Below are 17,359 nucleotides of genomic sequence, written 5' to 3' on the forward strand. Positions count from 1 at the left end.
GGTATCAGTATGAACGCATAGAAGGCGGTGGCGGCGTGGAACGTCTTCCGAAGCGACAGCGCCATCAGCAGCTCAGCCGGCTCATCGAGGAGAATCCGTTCCTGACCGACCGCGAACTGACCCGCTTGCTGAAGGTGAGCATCCAGACGATACGGCTGGATCGGCTCGAACTGTCGATCCCCGAACTGCGAGAGCGGCTCAAGCTGATGGCGGAGCGATCCTACGACCCCGTCCGTTCGCTGCCGCTGCACGAAGTGATCGGGGACATTCTCGACCTGCAGCTCGACAAGAGCGGCATCTCGTTGTTCGAAATCCGGGAGGAGCACGTGTTCTCCCGAAGCGGCATCGCCCGCGGCCATCACGTGTTCGCGCAGGCGAACTCGCTAGCCGTGGCGGTCATCAACGACGAGATCGCCCTCACGGCGTCCGCGGACATCCGCTTCATCCGGCCCGCGCGGCTCGGAGAGAAGTGCATCGCCAAGGCGTACGTCCGGTCGAGCGGCGCGCAGAAAGGCAAAGCAAAAGTAGAAGTGTTCACCTACGTGGGGGATGAAATGGTGTTCCAAGGGAACTTCGTCATATACCGCTCCGCGGGCGAACCGGATCGCGAAGGGGGAGACGGGCATGAGGATCGCCATTGACGCGATGGGCGGCGACAACGCACCGAAGGCGCAAGTCGAAGGGGCGTTGGCTGCGGCCAAGGAATGGCCGGATACCGAGATTTTTCTCGTCGGACGGCCTGACGCGATCGAGCCGCTGCTGGCGGCGGACAGGCCTTCGAACGTGAAGGTCGTGCCGGCGCTGGAGCTGATCGAAAGCGACGATGAGCCGGTGCGCGCCGTTCGGCGCAAAACCGATTCGTCGATGGTCGTGGCGGGCCGCATGGTCAAGGAGGGCGAGGCCGACGCGATGATCTCCTCCGGCAATACCGGCGCGCTCATGACGACGGGGCTTCTCGTCGTCGGCCGGCTCAAAGGCATCGAGCGGCCGGGCCTGGCGCCCGTGCTGCCGACGCTGGACGATGTCGGCGTGCTCGCGCTCGACCTTGGGGCGAATATGGACGCCAAGCCGGAGCACCTGCTCCAGTATGCGCTCATGGGCACCCTGTACCGGGAAAAGGTGCACGGAATGAAGAAGCCACGCGTGGGGCTGCTGAACGTCGGCACCGAAGCGGCCAAGGGCAACGAGCTGACCAAAGCGGCGTTCGAGCTGCTGGAGCCGGCGCCGATCCACTTCGCCGGCAACGTCGAAGCCAGGGACGTGCTGGAGCGCAACTGCGACGTTCTCGTCTGCGACGGCTTCGCGGGCAACATCCTGCTGAAGGCGATGGAAGGCGCGGCGGGCACGATCTTCAAGGTGCTCAAGGAAGAGTTCACCGCGAGCTGGAAGACGAAGATCGCGGCGGCGATCATGATGCCGGGCCTTCGGCGCGTACGCAAGAAGATGGACTATACCGAGCACGGCGGCGCGCCGCTGCTCGGCGTGAACGGCCTCGTCATCAAAGGCCACGGCTCCTCGGACGCGTTCGCGGTCAAGAACGCCATCCGGCAAGCGCGAATTGCCATCGGCAACGGATTGATCCCGGCTTTGGCCGACGAATTCGGCGGAAAGTGAGAGATAACGGATGAATGGAATTCCCGTCGGCATATTGGGGACCGGCAAGTACGCCCCCGAACGCCGCTTAACGAACCAAGATCTCGAGCGCATGGTCGACACGAACGACGAATGGATCGTCAGCCGTACGGGCATCCGCGAACGCCGGATCGCGGCGGAGCACGAAGCGACATCGGACCTCGCCTACGAGGCGTCGGTGCGCGCGCTGGCGGCGGCCGGCATCACGGCCGACCAGCTGGATCTGATCATCGTCGCGACGATTACGCCGGACATGTTTTTCCCGTCGACGGCCTGCATCCTGCAGGACCGGCTCGGGGCGAAGAAGGCGGCGGCCTTCGATCTGTCCGCGGCCTGCTCGGGCTTTATCTACGGCCTCGCCAACGCATCCGGCTTCATCGCGCTCGGGACGTACAAGTACGCGCTCGTCATCGGGGCGGACACGCTCTCGCGGATTACGGACTACACCGACCGCAATACGTGCGTCCTGTTCGGAGACGGCGCGGGCGCCGTCGTCATCGGGGCGGTTCCGGAAGGCCGCGGCTTCCAATCGTTCGAGCTCGGCGCGGACGGTTCCGGCGGCGAGCACCTGCGGCTGCCGGGCGGGGGATCGCGCGTTCCGTCTTCCGAGCGGTCCGTCGCGGAGCGCCAGCATTTCATGCAGATGAACGGTCGCGAGGTGTTCAAGTTCGCCGCCCGGATCATGGGCAACGCGGCGGACGAAGCGCTGCGCAAGGCGGGCGTTTCCAAGGAAGAGATCGACCTGCTCATCCCGCACCAGGCGAACATTCGCATCATCCAGTCTTCGCTCGAGCGCCTCAACCTGCCGCCGGAGAAGTGCGTCATCAACGTGGACAAGTACGGCAACATGTCGGCGGCGTCCATCCCCCTCGCCTTGGCCGAAGCGGTCGAGGAGGGGCGCGTCAAAGACGGCGACCGGATCGTGCTCGTCGGCTTCGGCGGCGGGCTGACCTGGGGCGCGTCGGTGCTGGTTTGGTAAACCAAGAGCAAGCAAGGAGGCTCGTCTGATGGGTAAAATCGCATTCGTATTCCCGGGTCAAGGCGCCCAAACGGTCGGCATGGGCCGGGACGCATACGCGCAGTTCGAAGCGTCGCGCGCCGTCTTCGACGCGGCGGATCGGGCGCTCGGCATTCCGATTTCCAAGCTCGCGTTCGAAGGGCCGGACGAGGAACTGAAGATGACGGCGAACACGCAGCCGGCGCTGCTCGCGACGAGCGTCGCGCTGCTCGAAGCGTTCAAGGCGCGCGGCGTGAAGCCGGACTTCGTGGCCGGCCACAGCCTGGGCGAGTACAGCGCCCTCGTCGCCGCGGGCGTGCTCGGCTTCGAGGACGCGGTGCGGCTCGTCCGCGCCCGCGGCCAATTCATGGAGCAGGCCGTGCCTAGCGGCCAAGGCGCCATGGCGGCGACGCTGGGCGCCGAACGCGACGCGCTGGAAGCGCTGTGCCGGGACGTCTCGCGATCGGTCGGACAGGTCGAGCTGGCCAACGTAAACTGCCCCGGCCAGATCGTCGTCTCCGGCACGGCGGCCGGCGTTGCGGCCGTCGCAGAGCGGGGCAAGGAGGCGGGCGCCAAGCGGGTCGTCCCGCTCGAAGTGAGCGGACCGTTCCACTCGTCGCTCATGAAGCCCGCGGCGGATCGGCTGGCCGGCGAGCTGGCGGACGTCGCCTTCCGCGACGCGTCCGTGCCGGTCGTCGCCAATGTGACGGCCCAAGCCGTCTCGTCGGGCGAGACGCTGCGCGGCCTGCTGATTGAACAAGTCGTGTCTCCCGTCCTGTGGGAGGACAGCGTCCGCTATCTGATCGACCAAGGCGTCGACACGTACGTCGAGATCGGCTCGGGCACGGTCCTGGCCGGACTCATCAAGAAAATCGACAAGTCCGTGCAGGTCGTCTCGGTGAACAGCGCGGCGGCCGTTGCCGAAGCGGCGCTGGCCTGACCGCGGCGCACCGCACGCGAAAGGAGAGCTAACGATGGCACAGTGGGATTTGACGGGCAAGACCGCGCTCGTGACGGGGGCTTCGCGCGGCATCGGCCGGGCGATCGCGATCGCGCTTGCGGAAGCGGGCGCGGACGTCGCCGTGAACTACGCCGGCAGCGAAGCCGCCGCCGCCGAGACGGTGAAGGCGATCGAAGCGCTGGGCCGCAAGGCGGTTCTCGTTCAAGCAAACGTAGGCAAGGCGGCCGAGTTCGACGCGATGGTCCAGTCGGTGCTGGACGCATTCGGCAAGCTGGACATTCTCGTGAATAACGCCGGCATCACGCGTGACAATCTAATCATGCGGATGAAGGAAGAGGAATTCGACGCCGTCATCGAGACGAATCTCAAAGGCGTGTTCAACGGCATCAAAGCCGTGACCCGCCCGATGATGAAGCAGCGCTCGGGACGCATCGTCAACATCTCTTCGGTCGTCGGCGTGCTCGGCAATGCCGGACAGGCCAACTACGTCGCCGCCAAGGCCGGCGTCATCGGCCTCACCAAGTCGGCGGCCCGCGAGCTGTCGTCGCGCGGCATCACGGTCAACGCGGTCGCACCGGGCTTCATCGAGACCGATATGACCGACAAGCTGTCTCCCGAGCTGCGGGAGGGCATGCTAAAGGACATTCCGCTCGGCCGCATGGGCAAGCCCGAGGAGATCGCTTCCGCGGTGCTCTACCTCGCATCTGACGCGGCGTCCTACATGACCGGCCAGACGATTCACATCGACGGCGGCATGTACATGTAGCCGCGCGGTCGCGGCCTCCGCGGCTGTCCGGCGGACCTTGTCCGCAGGCGTGCGGCGACGGGGACGGCCGGGGGCGGTAACCGTTTACGCTATGGCTTTTTGTCCATCAATCTCGTATAATACGAAAAGGGAGGTGAACCGGATGTCCGATGTATATGATCGCGTGAAACGCATCGTGGTCGAACGCCTGGGTGTCGAAGAGGCGGAAGTAACCAATGAAGCGAACTTCAAGGATGACTTGGGCGCTGACTCTCTCGACGTGGTTGAACTCGTGATGGAACTCGAAGACGAGTTTGACTTGGAGATCTCCGATGAGGATGCAGAGAAGATCACAACGGTGGGAGAAGTCGTAAATTACATACAATCTCATGCCTAATGATCTGCCGGGTCCCGTTCGAGCAACGGGACTTCTCCACATTCAAGCCACATTTTTGAGAAACGGAAGGAGAGGGGCTTTGCCCGTCTTCTTTCTCCGTCATACAGCATGTATAAGCTTCGCGCCTATCCATTCTGCGTGACATCCGGTAAAAACGCGCCGCCATCTTCCAAGAAGACCATGCAGCCGTTTTTACGCGGTTTCCGATAAAAACGCCCGCCCCCCTCCTCCGGAAGAGGGCGAAGCTGTTTTTACTTGCTGCCGAAGAGGTGAACTGTGCTTTGAGTCAACGCGTCGTGGTTACCGGCATGGGGGTTGTGACCTCCCTCGGAACCGATTTAGATACGTTTTGGAACAACCTGCTCGAAGGCCGGTCCGGCGTCAGCCTGATCGAAGCCTTCGACACGAGCGATTATCCGACGAAGATCGCGGCCGAAGTGAAGAACTGGGATCCGGAGGCGCACGGCGTCGACAAGAAGGAAGCGCGCCGCATGGACCGCTTCGTCCAGTTCGGCATGGCCGCCAGCCTGAGCGCGGTGCGCGACGCCGGTCTCGTTCTCGGCGAGAACGCGGATCCAGAGCGCGTCGGCGTCATCGTCGGCTCGGGCATCGGCGGGCTCGGCACCTGGGAAGAGCAGCATACGATCCTGATGGAGAAGGGTCCGCGCCGCGTCAGCCCGTTCTTCATACCGATGATGATCGCCAACATGGCGAGCGGCCAAGTGTCGATCGCGACGGGCGCCAAAGGTCCGAATACGGCCGCGGTGACTGCTTGCGCGACCGGGACGCACTCGATCGGCGATTCTTATAAGATGATTCAGCGCGGCGACGCGGACGTCATGATCTGCGGCGGCGCCGAAGCGACTATCCGGCCGATCGCGGTCGCCGGCTTCTCGAACATGCGGGCGATGAGCACGCGCAATGATGAGCCGGAAAAGGCGAGCCGTCCGTTCGACGTCGACCGCGACGGATTCGTCATGGGCGAGGGCGCGGGCGTCCTCATCCTCGAATCGCTGGAGCACGCGCAAAAGCGCGGAGCCCGCATCTACGCCGAAGTGATCGGCTACGGGATGAGCGGCGACGCGCATCACATGACCGAGCCCGATCCGGACGGCGCGGCCCGTTGCATGAAGCGCGCCATCAAAGACGCCGGCATCGCGCCGGAGGAGATCGGCTACATCAACGCGCACGGCACGTCGACGCCGGTCGGCGACAAGTCCGAGACGACCGCGATCAAGATGACGTTCGGCGACCACGCGCACAAGCTGGCCGTCAGCTCGACCAAGTCGATGACGGGCCACATGCTGGGCGCCGCCGGCGGCGTCGAGGCGGTCATCCTGGGCCTCGCGCTGAAGAACGGCATCCTGCCGCCGACGATCAACCTGGATCAGCAGGATCCGGAGTGCGATCTCGACTATATCCCGAACGTGCCGCGGAAGGCCGACATCCAAGTCGCCCTCTCCAATTCGTTCGGATTCGGTGGCCACAACGCCACCATCATTTTGCGTAAATACGAAGCCTAATCGGCGCGAACGTGTGACGCAGGCGGCGCAGCCGCCTGCGTCTTGTTCGTCTCGGGCGCCGTGGGAAGAGGACTTGTCTACGATAAGGGAGGTTGCGTCAGATGAGCGAAGCTTTTCGCCGCCTGCAGGAGCGGACGAACGTCCGTTTTCGCAGCAGCGCGCTGCTCAGACAAGCTTTTACGCATACGTCGTACGTGAACGAACAGCGGGGATCGCGGGTCGAGCACAACGAGCGGCTCGAATTTCTGGGGGACGCCGTCCTGCAGCTTACCGTCTCCGAAGCGCTGTACCGGATGTATCCCGACCGGCCCGAAGGGGAGCTCACGCGGCTGCGCGCGGGCATCGTTTGCGAGCCATCGCTTGTCCGTTTTGCCGAGGCGCTCGATTTTGGGCAGGTCGTGCTGCTGGGCAAAGGGGAGGAGCAGACGGGCGGGCGGACCCGGCCGTCGCTGCTGGCGGACGCTTTCGAGGCGTTCGTAGGCGCGCTGTATCTGGACCAAGGACTGGAAGAGGTCCGCACCTTCCTCGACCGCCATCTGTTCGCGCATCTGCCCCGGGAAGGACAGGCTCCGCTGAAGGACCATAAGACGGAGCTGCAGGAGCGGGTACAGCACCTGAGTCTGGGTCACCTGGATTACCGGATCATCGAGGAGCGAGGCCCCGCGCATGATCGCGAGTTCGTCGCCGTCGTCTACGTCGGGGACAAGAGCCTCGGACAGGGCGTCGGCCGCTCCAAGAAGGAAGCGGAGCAGCAGGCCGCCTCCAAGGCGCTGCGCCAACTGCGCGAGGAAGCCGCACCGGGCGAAGGGAATGCCAAGGGAACTTGAGAGGTGAGGGACCGCCATGTATTTGAAAGGAATCGAGCTCGCCGGATTCAAGTCGTTCGCGGATCGGACGCAGCTGGAATTCGGCAGAGGCATTACCGCCGTCGTCGGACCGAACGGCAGCGGCAAGAGCAACATCTCGGACGGCATTCGCTGGGTGCTCGGCGAGCAGAGCGCGAAGAGCCTGCGGGGCGGCAACATGCAGGACGTTATCTTCGCGGGCAGCGACGCGCGGCGCGCCGTCAACTTCGGCGAAGTGTCCATCACGTTCGACAACAGCGACAAGACGCTGCCGCTCGACTTTGCCGAAGTGACCGTCACCCGGCGGGTGCACCGGAGCGGCGACAGCGAATACCTCATTAACAAGCAGCCGTGCCGGCTGAAGGATATTACCGAGCTGTTCATGGATACGGGCATCGGCAAGGAAGCCTACTCGATCATCGGGCAGGGCCGCATCGAGGAGATCCTCAGTACCCGGTCCGAGGACCGGCGCGGCATTTTCGAGGAAGCATCCGGCATCGTCAAGTACAAGGCCCGCAAAAAGGAAGCGCAGAAAAAGCTCGAGGACACCGAAGCGAATTTGCTGCGTATCAACGACCTCGTCGTCGAGCTCGGCGACCAGGTCGAGCCGCTGCGGATCCAGTCCGAAAAGGCCGAGATGTACAAGCAGCTGAAGGAAGAGCTCAAATCCAAGGAAATCGCCCTGTACGTGCACCAGATCGAAGGCGTGCACCGCTCCTGGGCGGAGACCAACGACAAGCTCGCCAAGCTCAAGGACGATGAGCTTCGCCTCGCGGCCGAGGTCAGCGCCCACGACGCGAAGCTGGAGGAAGACCGGCAGGCGCTGCAGCGGCTCGAGGAGACGCTCGAGAAGCTGCAAGACGAGCTTCTGCATACGAGCGAGGAAACCGAGAAGAGCGAGGGCTACGGCGAGCTGCTGAACGAGCGGCAGAGCAATCTCGAGCGCACGCGCGCGGGATTGACCGAAAGCTTGGCCGCCGCCGAGGAGCGGCTTGTGGCCGCGTCGGCCGAAGGCGAGGACCTCTCGCAGCGGCAAGCGCAGGTCGAAGCCGAGCTCGCCGAGCTGAACGCCGTCCTAACCGCGGAAGAGACGAAGCTAAGCTACGTGGACGGCAGCGGGGACGCCGAAGAGCGGCTGAAAGCCGAGCTGTTCGACGCCATGAACGCGATGGCGCAGGCGCGCAACGACATTCGCTACTGCGAGCAGCAGCGCGAAGCGTTGGATCGCCGCCTGGCCCGCGCCGAAGGCGAGCGCGCGAAATGGCAGGAGCAGCACGACGCGCTGCTCGTCCGCCGCGCGGAGCTGGAGGAGCGGATCGCCGCCTGCGCGGCGTCCGTGGCCGACGTCCGGAGCCGTTACATTGCCGAGGGCACGCGCTCGACGGAGCTGACCCGGCGCCTCGAGGAAGCGCAGGGCGACGCCCGCCGCTGGGAGCAAAAGCGCGAAGCGCTCGTCTCCCGGCGCGACACGATCAAGGAGCTGCAGAACGATTATGACGGCTTCCAGCACGGCGTGCGCGAGGTGCTCAAGGCCGCCAAGCGCAGCCAGCTCCAAGGCGTGCACGGGGCGGTGGCGGAGCTGCTCTCCGTGCCGGCGAATCTCGAGACCGCCGTCGAGACGGCGCTCGGCGGGGCGATGCAAAACATCGTCATGGAGAACGAAGCGACGTCCCGGACGGCGATCGGGTATTTGAAGCAGCGGCAATCGGGCCGCGCGACATTCCTGCCGCTCGATGTCATCAAGCCTCGAAACGTTGGCGAAGGAGATCGTCGGGCCATCGCGGACATGGACGGCTTCGTCGGGATCGCCGTCGATCTCGTCTCCTTTGAACCACGCTATGCGGGCATCTTCGGCAGCATGCTCGGCAACGTGCTCATCGCGCAAAAGCTGGAGCATGCGAACCGGATCGCATCGAAGCTGCAATACCGCTACCGCGTCGTAACGCTCGAGGGCGACGTCGTCAATGCGGGCGGTTCGATGACCGGGGGCAGCCTGGCGCGCAAGGCGTCGAATCTGCTCGGCCGCCAGCGCCAGCTCGAAGAGCTCGACAAGGAAATCGCCGAGACGGAGACGGCACGGACGACCGCGCGGACGGCGGCCGACGACTTGAAGAAGGAGCTCGCCATCGTCGGGCAAAACATCGACCAGCTGCGCGAAGCCGGCGAGCGGGAACGGCTGGCCGAGCAGCAGGCGGTCGCGGAGCGGCAGCAGCTGGCCGCCGAGGAGAAGCAGCTCGGCGAACAGCTCGCGGCGCTGAGCGGCGAGCGCGAGGGACTCGGCACGGAGACGACGGATCTGGACGCCATGCGGGCGGAGGCTGAGGGCCGGCTCGCCTCGCTGGCGCTCGAAGAGACGCGGCTGACGGAGAGCATCCGCGAAGCCGAGGAGCTGCGCAAGCGCAGCCAGTCGGCCAAGGAAGAGCTGCAGGCGTCGCTCACCGAGCTGAAGATCAAGATCGCCCGGATGGAGCAGGACCGCCAGTCGATCGACGAGCAGACGGCGCGCTATCGCGCCGAGCTGGCCCGGCTGCAGGCCGAGCAGCGCCAATTGCGGGAAACGCTGGCCCAAAACGCGGCCGACGCCGAACGTACGGCGGCGGAGATCGTCGCCCAGCGCGAACGGCTGAACGAGCTGCGGCTCGCCAAGCGGGAATTCACCGAAGGCATCGAGTTCAAGCGGTCGGACCGCGCCGAGCGTCACCGCCAGCTGGAGCTGAAGGAAAGCGAGACGAAGGAGCAGAGAGCGGCGCTGCGCCAGGTGGAGGAGCAGCTCCGCCAGGCGGAAATCTCGTCCAACCGGATGGACGTCGAGCTCGACAACTTGCTGCGCAAGTTGAGCGAGGAGTACGAGATCGGCTTCGAGTGGGCAAAGGAAAAATACGCCGTTCCAGACGACGTGCCCGCCGCGCAAAACGAGGTCCGCGAACTGAAGCGCCGCATCACGATGCTCGGCGACGTCAACATGGGCGCGATCGAGGAGTACAAGCGCGTCAGCGAGCGGTACGAATTCCTCGACGCCCAAAAGAACGACCTGATGGACGCCAAGTCCAAGCTGCACGCGATCATCCGCGAGATGGACGACGAGATGTCCAAGCGGTTCCGCACGACGTTCGACGAAATCCGCGGACACTTCGTCGTCGTCTTCTCGAAGCTGTTCGGCGGAGGCCGGGCGGATCTCATCCTGAGCGAGCCGGACAAGCCGCTCGAGACGGGCATCGAGATCGTCGCCCAGCCGCCGGGCAAAAAGCTGCAGAACCTTCAGCTGCTGTCCGGGGGAGAGCGGGCGCTGACGGCGATCGCGCTGCTGTTCGCGATCCTGAACGTCAAGCCCGTCCCGTTCTGCGTGCTTGACGAAGTCGAAGCCGCGCTGGACGAGGCGAACGTCGCCCGCTACGCGCACTACATGCGAGAATTTTCCGAGCAGACGCAGTTCATCGTCGTCACCCACCGCAAAGGGACGATGGAGGAGGCGGACATGCTTTACGGCGTTACGATGGAGGAAGGCGGCGTGTCCAAGCTCGTCTCCGTCAAGCTGGAGGAAGGCGAAGCGATGACGGCGACGGCGTAACGCGCCGCTTGGGAACGATGTCATGCGAGATGAAGCGACAGCCCCCAATGGGAAGGGGCAGGACCGTCGGCACGCGCCGGACGGCCGCCCGCAGGAGGTAGGGACACGATGAGTTTTTTTAAGAAGCTGAAAGAAAGCATCGCGGCCAAGACGGAAGCGGTCACGAGCAAATTCCGCGAAGGTCTCGCGAAAACCCGGGACGCGTTCGTCGGCCAAGTGTCGGATCTGTTCTCCCGCCGCAAAAAGATCGACGAAGCGTTCTTCGAGGAGCTGGAGGAAATCCTCATCGGCGCGGACGTCGGCGTGAATACGGTCATGGAGCTGATCGACGAGCTGCGGGCCGAGGTGAAAAAGCGGCGCATCGAGGAGCCCGCGCTCCTGCAGCCGATCTTGTCGGAAAAGCTCGTCGGCCTGCTGAAGGGCGACGGCGAGGAAGCCGCTCTCAAAATGAACCCCGACGGCATCACGGTCATCCTGTTCGTCGGCGTCAACGGCGTCGGCAAGACGACGACGATCGGCAAGCTGGCCCACCGCTTCAAGCAGGAGGGCAAGTCGGTACTGCTCGCGGCGGGCGACACGTTCCGCGCGGGCGCGATCGAGCAGCTCGAAGTGTGGGGCCAGCGCGTCGGCGTGGACGTCATCCGGCAAGGGGCGGGATCCGACCCGGCCGCGGTCATGTATGACGCCGTCCAAGCCGCCAAGCAGCGGAAAGTGGACGTCCTGCTATGCGATACGGCGGGCCGGCTGCAGAACAAGGCCAACCTGATGGAGGAGCTCTCTAAAATTTACCGCGTCATTCAGCGGGAAATCCCGAGCGCGCCGCACGAAACGCTGCTCGTTTTGGACGCCGCCACGGGCCAAAACGCGCTCCAGCAGGCCAAACTGTTCGGAGAGAAGAGCGGCGTGTCCGGCCTCGTGCTGACCAAGCTGGACGGCACGGCCAAAGGCGGCATCGTCATCGCCATTCAGAGCGAGCTGTCCCTGCCCGTGAAATTCGTGGGCCTCGGCGAAAAAATGGACGATCTCCAGGCGTTCGATCCCGAGCAGTTCGTCCACGCATTGTTTGCCGGTCTGGTAACGGAGGAAGAAACGGAAGCAGGCGAATAAATCAGCAAGCGAGAGCTTGCGGCACCTTATGGGCCGTGATGTTCCCTTTCATGAGGGAATGTCGCGGTTTTTTGGTATGAATTGCGCAAACTACGGGTTGACGGTTCAGGGTATTCGCGATTAAGATAGTTCGTATGCGAAATATTCGTAGCATAACTAATGAGAGGTAAGGGATGGAGCCAATGGAGGAGCAGCAGCGAATCCTTGCGATCTTCACGTCTTTTCGGGAGGTGAACCAGGCGTTTTACCATTCGTTGTCGAAGTCCGCGTACAATCAGGGCATTACGCCGATTCAGTTCCTTGTGATGAAGACGCTGGCGGAGCAGCCGCAGATCGGGTTGTCCGAGCTGTCGGAGTGCCTGTACGTGGGGAAGAGTACCATGAGCGGTATCGTAGATCGAATGGTAAAAGCGGGATTTGTCCTTCGCGAACGGCCGGAGAACGATCGGCGCGCCGTCGCCATGAGATTGACTCCGAAGGGGGAGGAGCTCTGGACGCAGACGAACGCCATGCGCGTCAATCGTTTGTCGCCCATACTGGAATTATCCGAGGAAGACCAGGCGCATCTGCTCCGCATCCACGGGCAGATCGTCGATATTCTACAGAGAGTGAGAGAGGAATCCAACGATGAGTAACGCAATTGGCAACACCATACGCAGAGGGCCGATCGTCGCGGCGCTGTTGATCGGCGCTTTTGTGGCGATCCTCAGCCAGACGCTGTTGAACGTCGCTTTGCCGAAGATGATGGAAGACCTCAACATCGGACCGAACACGATTCAGTGGCTCTCCACCGGCTACATGCTGGTGAACGGCGTCGTCATCCCGGTCACCGCCTTCCTGATCGCCCGGTTCACCACGAGGCAGCTGTATATGGTCGCGATGGGGCTGTTCACGATCGGAACGATCGTCGCCGCCGTCGCGCCGGGCTTCGAGCTCGTCCTGACCGGCCGCCTCATCCAAGCCGTCGGCGCGGGCATCATGATGCCCCTCATGTCCGTCGTCTTTCTGACGATCTTCCCGATCGAGCAGCGGGGCAAGGCGATGGGGATGATGGGTCTCGCGATGATCTTCGCGCCCGCCGTCGGCCCGACGCTGTCCGGCTGGATCGTCGAGCACCAATCGTGGCGCGTCCTGTTCTATATTATCCTGCCGATCGCGGTATTCTCCCTGATTTACGGGGCGTTCGCGATGAAGAACGTGAACCGCATTTCGACGCCCAAGCTCGACGCGCTCGGCGTCATCCTGTCGACGCTCGGCTTCGGCGGTCTGCTTTACGGCTTCAGCGACGCCGGCAATGACGGCTGGGGCAGCACACGCGTCATCGTCAGCCTCATCGTCGGCGCCGTCGCGCTGATCTTGTTCGTTTGGCGCGAGCTGGCCACCAAGACACCGATTTTGGAGTTGCGCGTTTTCAAGTACGGCATGTACTCGCTGACAACCGTCATTAACGTCGTCGTCACGATGGCGATGTTCTCCGCGATGATCTTGATGCCGATCTACCTGCAAAACATCCGCGGTTTTACGCCGCTCGACGCAGGCCTCCTGCTCCTGCCCGGCGCGATCCTGATGGGGATCATGTCGCCGATCACAGGCATGATCTTCGACAAGGTCGGCGCGCGCTGGCTCGCCGTTGTCGGCCTCGTCATCACTGCTTACACTACGTTCGAGCTGAGCAAGCTCGCGATCGACTCCAGCTACGGCCACATCATTTTCCTGTACACCCTGCGGATGTTCGGGATGTCGATGCTGATGATGCCGATCCAGACGGCAGGGATGAACCAATTGCCGCAGACGCTGAACTCCCACGGCTCCGCGATGTCGCAGACGCTTCGGAACGTCGCCGGCGCGCTTGGTACTGCCCTGCTCGTGACGATCATGTCGAACAAAGCTTCCTCGCACGGCAAAGAGCTCGTGATGGCCGCGAAGATCGATCCGAACGACGCGGCCAACGCGGCGCAGATGGCCGAAATCGGCAAGGAAGCGACGCTTTACGGCATCCAGCACGCGTTCGTCGTCGCCACCTGGATCACGGTAGTGGCGCTCGTGCTCGCCTTCTTCATCAAGAAGGTCAAGCCGCACCACGAGACGGTCAAAACGCTCGACAAGGAAAACCAAAAAGAACCGGTCGCTTCCGGCGCTCGCTGAGCGCGGAAGGACCGGTCCGCGCCGGGAAGTTCCCGGCAATGATTGCAAAAAGGACGGAACGAGGAGAACTCGTTCCGTTCTTTTCTATTAGGGGCAAGGTTGGCGCGCGTAAGCCGAAAAATTCGGGTTGCAGCAACGCGGCTCCGTTTGCGCCGAGCCTCGTCTCCGCCGAGCTTACTTCAGGTCCTCGATCGAACCGATATCCATATATTTCGGTACGACGAGCCCCAGCTTCGTGCCGGTCAGGTTCGCGCCGAGGTCGTCGAATTGGCCTTTGTACTTGTCGTAGTAGTCTTTGGAGGTCGTAGGCAGCCAGGCCGCGACCATCGCGTCGGCGTCGCCGCCCGCGATGCCGGCCCACATCGGACCGATCTCCACCTGCAGCAGCTCGGCGGTATAGCCCAGCTTCTCCAGGACGGCTCTCACGACGTTGGTGCTGGCGATCTCGGAGTCCCAAGCGACGAGCGCCAGCTTGATGCGCTTTCCGGCGGGTGCCGGGGCAATCCCTTTCGTCCATTCGGCGACTTTGTCCGGGTGATCCCGCACCCAGGCGTCCGCCGCCTCTTTGGGTTGCGCGCCATCGGCAATCTTGTTCATGACCTCCTCCATGTCGGAAGCCTGCCAGGAGAAGCGGTCAAGGAAGGCGTACGCCGAAGGCTGGTCTTGTTTCAGCCCTTTGCGGACGATCGTATGGATCTCTTCGCTGCCGCCGAACGAGCCTTTCGGGTCGTCCAAATATTTCAGATCGTACTTGATGAACATCCAGTGCGGCGTCCAGCCGGTGACGATGATCGGCTGTCCGGCGCGGTAGGCCTTATCGAGGGCGGCGGTCATCGCCGTACCGGACCCTTCGACGAGTTTCCACCTGTCCAACTGGTAGTCCTTCATCGCGTTGCCGGCTGCTTTCATCAGGCCCGAGCCCGGATCGATGCCGATGATCTGCGAACCGACCGATTTGGCGACGTCGGTTTCCCCGCCGGCGTTGCTACGCAGCGATTCGTACAAGCCGGAGGCGACGAGGACGACGACGAGCGCGCCGGCGATCCACGGCACCTTGCGCATCCAAGACTTGCCCTTCTGATTGCGGCCGGCCAGCCGCTGCGACAGGCGGTCGAGCAGGATCGCCAGGATGACGACGGCGAGCCCGGCTTCGAAGCCCTGCCCGGTATTGAGCTGGGTAACGGCCCGGTAGACGTCCGCTCCGATGCCCTGGGCGCCGATCATCGAAGCGATGACGACCATGGACAGGGAGAGCATGATCGTCTGGTTGATGCCCGCCATCATGTTCGGCAGCGCCAACGGGAGCTGGACCTGCAGCAGCTTCTGGCTTGGCGTCGTGCCGAACGAGTCGGCCGCTTCGATCAGATCCTCGGGCACCTGGCGGATGCCGAGGTTCGTAAGGCGGATCGTCGGCGGAATGGCGAAGATGACCGACGCGATGACGCCCGGCACGACCCCGAGTCCGAAAAAGGTGACGGCCGGGATCAGGTACACGAACGCGGGCATCGTCTGCATGAAGTCGAGGAGCGGCGTCAGGACGTTGCGCACCGAGACGTTGGCCGCGCACCAGATGCCGAGCGGGACCCCAAGGACGATGGAAATGAGCGCCGATGTCAGCACGAGGGCGGACGTGTCCATCGTCGGGCTCCAGTAGCCCAGATTCCAGATTAGGAGCAGCCCGATCAGCGCGAACAGGGCGAGCGGCCACCGGCCGAGACGGTAGGCGAGCGCGACCAGCAGCGCGATCAGAAGCCAGGGCGGAAGCAGGTGAAAAAACGCCGAGAAGGCGTACACCGTCCCGCCGATTGCGGCGGACAGCACGTCGAACAGAAAGCGAATGTTCGTGCCCAGCCAGTCGACGATCGCTTCGACCCATGTATCCAAGGGGAGCTTAGGCATCGAGATCCCCCTCTACGTTAATGTGGTCGACGCTGCCCGTAAGGGCGGCCAGCACGGCGCCGCGCACGACGATGCCGAGCAGGCGTCCGCCCTCGTCGGTGACGGCGACGGGGATGCGGGTGCTGCTGACGGCGTCGAACATTTCGTTCAGCCGTTGGTCAGGCCGCACGGTAGGGACGTCCCGGATGATGATGTCCGACAGCGTCTGGCCGCTCCGGATCGCGTCGGAGGCGCCTTCGGCCGTGATCGCTCCGATCATCCGCTTGGACTTGTCTACGACATACAGATTCGAGATGCCGCTGCCCTGCATGAGCTGCAGCGCGACCCGAGGCCCGCGGTCCATCCCGATCGTCTCCGGACGCCGCATCACATGGGAGGCGGTCAGCACGCGGGACAGGTCGACGTCCTCGACGAACCGCTCCACGTATTTGTTGGCCGGGTTGATGAGGATCTCCTCGGGCGTTCCGATCTGCACGAGGGAGCCGTCGCGCAGCAGCGCGATCCGGTCTCCGATCCGGAGCGCTTCGTTCAGATCGTGCGTAATGAAGATGATCGTCTTTTTCATCTTCTCTTGCAGATCGAGCAGTTCGTCCTGCATATCCTTGCGGATAAGCGGGTCCAGCGCGCTGAACGCTTCGTCCATGAGCAGAATGGCGGGTTCGTTGGCGAGGGCGCGGGCAAGGCCGACCCGCTGCTGCATCCCGCCGCTAAGCTGGTCCGGGTAGCTTGCTTCGAGTCCTTTCAAACCGACCAGCTCCAGCGCCTCAAGCGCTTTGGCCCGCCGTTCCTCGCGGGGCATGCCGCGGATCTCCAGACCGAACTCCACGTTGTCGACCAGATTTTTGTGCGGGAACAACGCGAATTTTTGGAAAACCATGGCCATATTGCGGCGCCTGAATTCCCGCAGCTGCGCGGCGTTCATGTTCGTGACGTTTTGGCCGCCGCACCAGATTTCGCCGCCGGTCGGCTCGATGAGCCGGTTCAGCAGGCGGATCAAGGTGGACTTGCCGCTGCCCGACAGTCCCATAATGACGAAAATTTCGCCTTCCTCAATGTCGAAGCTGACCCGGTTCACCCCGACCGTCATCTTCGTTTTTTCGTGAATTTGCTTTTTGGACATGCCCTGGCTCAGCATGGCCAGCGCTTTCTCGGGCTCGTGCCCGAATATTTTCGTCAGTGCCTTCACCGATACGATCGACATACGCGCCTCCGATTGGACTGGCTTGGAGATTTGTCCCTTAGCGTCTGCCTTCGGGGACCAAATTACTCGCCGGTTACCATCTGCGCTTACCTGTCTCCCCGAATCCCCCATCCGCGCCTAGTCGGACCCTAACGGCCGATCATGAGATCGGCCGTTTTTCCATATGATGTTTTCGATAAAGCCTTTTGATGGTGCCATTCAAACTAACCTGGCAGGATTCAGCGCGGACGGTGTGCCGTGCAGGAACTTCGACATGTGCAAGGAAACGCGCCAGACGGCCTATCTGAGGGCGTGGCCGAACACGGAGCTCTCGACCTCGGTCGTAAAAGCGTTGCACTT

14 protein-coding genes are annotated in these 17,359 nt (G+C 63.3%); 12 read left to right on the top strand and 2 right to left on the bottom strand.

The features are described from left to right. The first annotated feature begins 35 nt into the window (after positions 1-35). The 12 genes from fapR (at position 36) to LKX83_RS08245 (ending at position 13,920) form a co-directional block, all read left to right on the top strand. Positions 36-641 (top strand): transcription factor FapR, encoded by a 606-nt coding sequence (gene fapR / locus LKX83_RS08190; protein ID WP_227881672.1) that lies wholly within the window; start codon positions 36-38, stop codon positions 639-641. Continuing rightward, the gene (gene plsX, locus LKX83_RS08195) at positions 625-1,614 is read left to right on the top strand and encodes a phosphate acyltransferase PlsX (RefSeq protein ID WP_227881673.1); all 990 of its coding nucleotides are present in this window, start codon (positions 625-627) and stop codon (positions 1,612-1,614) included. The genes fapR and plsX overlap by 17 nt, the downstream gene beginning before the upstream one ends. 10 nt (positions 1,615-1,624) lie before the next feature. Next, positions 1,625-2,611, top strand: a complete 987-nt coding sequence (locus tag LKX83_RS08200; RefSeq protein WP_255654368.1) for a beta-ketoacyl-ACP synthase III — start codon at positions 1,625-1,627, stop codon at positions 2,609-2,611. A gap of 28 nt (positions 2,612-2,639) precedes the next feature. Then, a complete protein-coding gene (gene fabD / locus LKX83_RS08205; RefSeq protein WP_227881674.1) occupies positions 2,640-3,569 on the top strand; it encodes an ACP S-malonyltransferase in 930 nt (309 codons plus the stop codon). A gap of 34 nt (positions 3,570-3,603) precedes the next feature. Beyond that, a complete protein-coding gene (fabG, locus tag LKX83_RS08210; protein ID WP_227881675.1) occupies positions 3,604-4,356 on the top strand; it encodes a 3-oxoacyl-[acyl-carrier-protein] reductase in 753 nt (250 codons plus the stop codon). A gap of 142 nt (positions 4,357-4,498) precedes the next feature. Next, positions 4,499-4,732 (top strand): acyl carrier protein, encoded by a 234-nt coding sequence (acpP, locus tag LKX83_RS08215; RefSeq protein ID WP_090117455.1) that lies wholly within the window; start codon positions 4,499-4,501, stop codon positions 4,730-4,732. A 281-nt stretch (positions 4,733-5,013) separates the two neighbouring features. Further along, on the top strand, positions 5,014-6,255 hold the full coding sequence (gene fabF / locus LKX83_RS08220) for a beta-ketoacyl-ACP synthase II (RefSeq protein ID WP_227881676.1): 1,242 nt from the start codon (positions 5,014-5,016) through the stop codon (positions 6,253-6,255). 101 nt (positions 6,256-6,356) lie between these two features. Continuing rightward, the gene (rnc, locus tag LKX83_RS08225) at positions 6,357-7,082 is read left to right on the top strand and encodes a ribonuclease III (protein WP_227881677.1); all 726 of its coding nucleotides are present in this window, start codon (positions 6,357-6,359) and stop codon (positions 7,080-7,082) included. 16 nt (positions 7,083-7,098) lie between these two features. After that, on the top strand, positions 7,099-10,668 hold the full coding sequence (gene smc, locus LKX83_RS08230; protein WP_227881678.1) for a chromosome segregation protein SMC: 3,570 nt from the start codon (positions 7,099-7,101) through the stop codon (positions 10,666-10,668). Between the two features lie 108 nt (positions 10,669-10,776). Then, positions 10,777-11,775, top strand: a complete 999-nt coding sequence (gene ftsY / locus LKX83_RS08235; protein WP_227881679.1) for a signal recognition particle-docking protein FtsY — start codon at positions 10,777-10,779, stop codon at positions 11,773-11,775. A gap of 173 nt (positions 11,776-11,948) precedes the next feature. Then, positions 11,949-12,410 carry a MarR family winged helix-turn-helix transcriptional regulator gene (locus LKX83_RS08240; RefSeq protein ID WP_227881680.1) on the top strand — a complete coding sequence of 154 codons (462 nt, stop codon included), beginning with the start codon at positions 11,949-11,951 and terminating at the stop codon, positions 12,408-12,410. Beyond that, positions 12,403-13,920, top strand: a complete 1,518-nt coding sequence (locus LKX83_RS08245) for a DHA2 family efflux MFS transporter permease subunit (RefSeq protein ID WP_227881681.1) — start codon at positions 12,403-12,405, stop codon at positions 13,918-13,920. Before LKX83_RS08240 ends, LKX83_RS08245 begins: the two co-directional genes overlap by 8 nt. Positions 13,921-14,094: 174 nt before the next feature. Here the strand turns inward: LKX83_RS08245 and LKX83_RS08250 are convergent, their stop codons facing one another. Together LKX83_RS08250 and LKX83_RS08255 are read right to left on the bottom strand one after the other, a co-directional pair. Next, entirely contained in the window at positions 14,095-15,819 is a 1,725-nt protein-coding gene (locus LKX83_RS08250) for a glycine betaine ABC transporter substrate-binding protein (protein WP_227881682.1), read from the bottom strand. After that, positions 15,812-17,020 (bottom strand): quaternary amine ABC transporter ATP-binding protein, encoded by a 1,209-nt coding sequence (locus LKX83_RS08255; RefSeq protein WP_227881683.1) that lies wholly within the window; start codon positions 17,018-17,020, stop codon positions 15,812-15,814. Before LKX83_RS08255 ends, LKX83_RS08250 begins: the two co-directional genes overlap by 8 nt. Between the last annotated feature and the right edge of the window lie 339 nt (positions 17,021-17,359).

It is taken from the genome of Cohnella baijiui (assembly GCF_020731285.1).
Classification (GTDB): Bacteria; Bacillota; Bacilli; order Paenibacillales; family Paenibacillaceae; genus Cohnella.

Bases quoted from the DNA above. Each gene is read 5' to 3' on its own strand.
- plsX (WP_227881673.1), top strand. From the start codon at position 625: ATGAGGATCGCCATTGACGCGATGGGCGGCGACAACGCACCGAAGGCG.
- LKX83_RS08200 (WP_255654368.1), top strand. From the start codon at position 1,625: ATGAATGGAATTCCCGTCGGCATATTGGGGACCGGCAAGTACGCCCCC.
- fabD (WP_227881674.1), top strand. From the start codon at position 2,640: ATGGGTAAAATCGCATTCGTATTCCCGGGTCAAGGCGCCCAAACGGTC.
- fabG (WP_227881675.1), top strand. From the start codon at position 3,604: ATGGCACAGTGGGATTTGACGGGCAAGACCGCGCTCGTGACGGGGGCT.
- acpP (WP_090117455.1), top strand. From the start codon at position 4,499: ATGTCCGATGTATATGATCGCGTGAAACGCATCGTGGTCGAACGCCTG.
- rnc (WP_227881677.1), top strand. From the start codon at position 6,357: ATGAGCGAAGCTTTTCGCCGCCTGCAGGAGCGGACGAACGTCCGTTTT.
- smc (WP_227881678.1), top strand. From the start codon at position 7,099: ATGTATTTGAAAGGAATCGAGCTCGCCGGATTCAAGTCGTTCGCGGAT.
- ftsY (WP_227881679.1), top strand. From the start codon at position 10,777: ATGAGTTTTTTTAAGAAGCTGAAAGAAAGCATCGCGGCCAAGACGGAA.
- LKX83_RS08240 (WP_227881680.1), top strand. From the start codon at position 11,949: ATGGAGCCAATGGAGGAGCAGCAGCGAATCCTTGCGATCTTCACGTCT.
- LKX83_RS08245 (WP_227881681.1), top strand. From the start codon at position 12,403: ATGAGTAACGCAATTGGCAACACCATACGCAGAGGGCCGATCGTCGCG.
- LKX83_RS08250 (WP_227881682.1), bottom strand. From the start codon at position 15,819: ATGCCTAAGCTCCCCTTGGATACATGGGTCGAAGCGATCGTCGACTGG.
- LKX83_RS08255 (WP_227881683.1), bottom strand. From the start codon at position 17,020: ATGTCGATCGTATCGGTGAAGGCACTGACGAAAATATTCGGGCACGAG.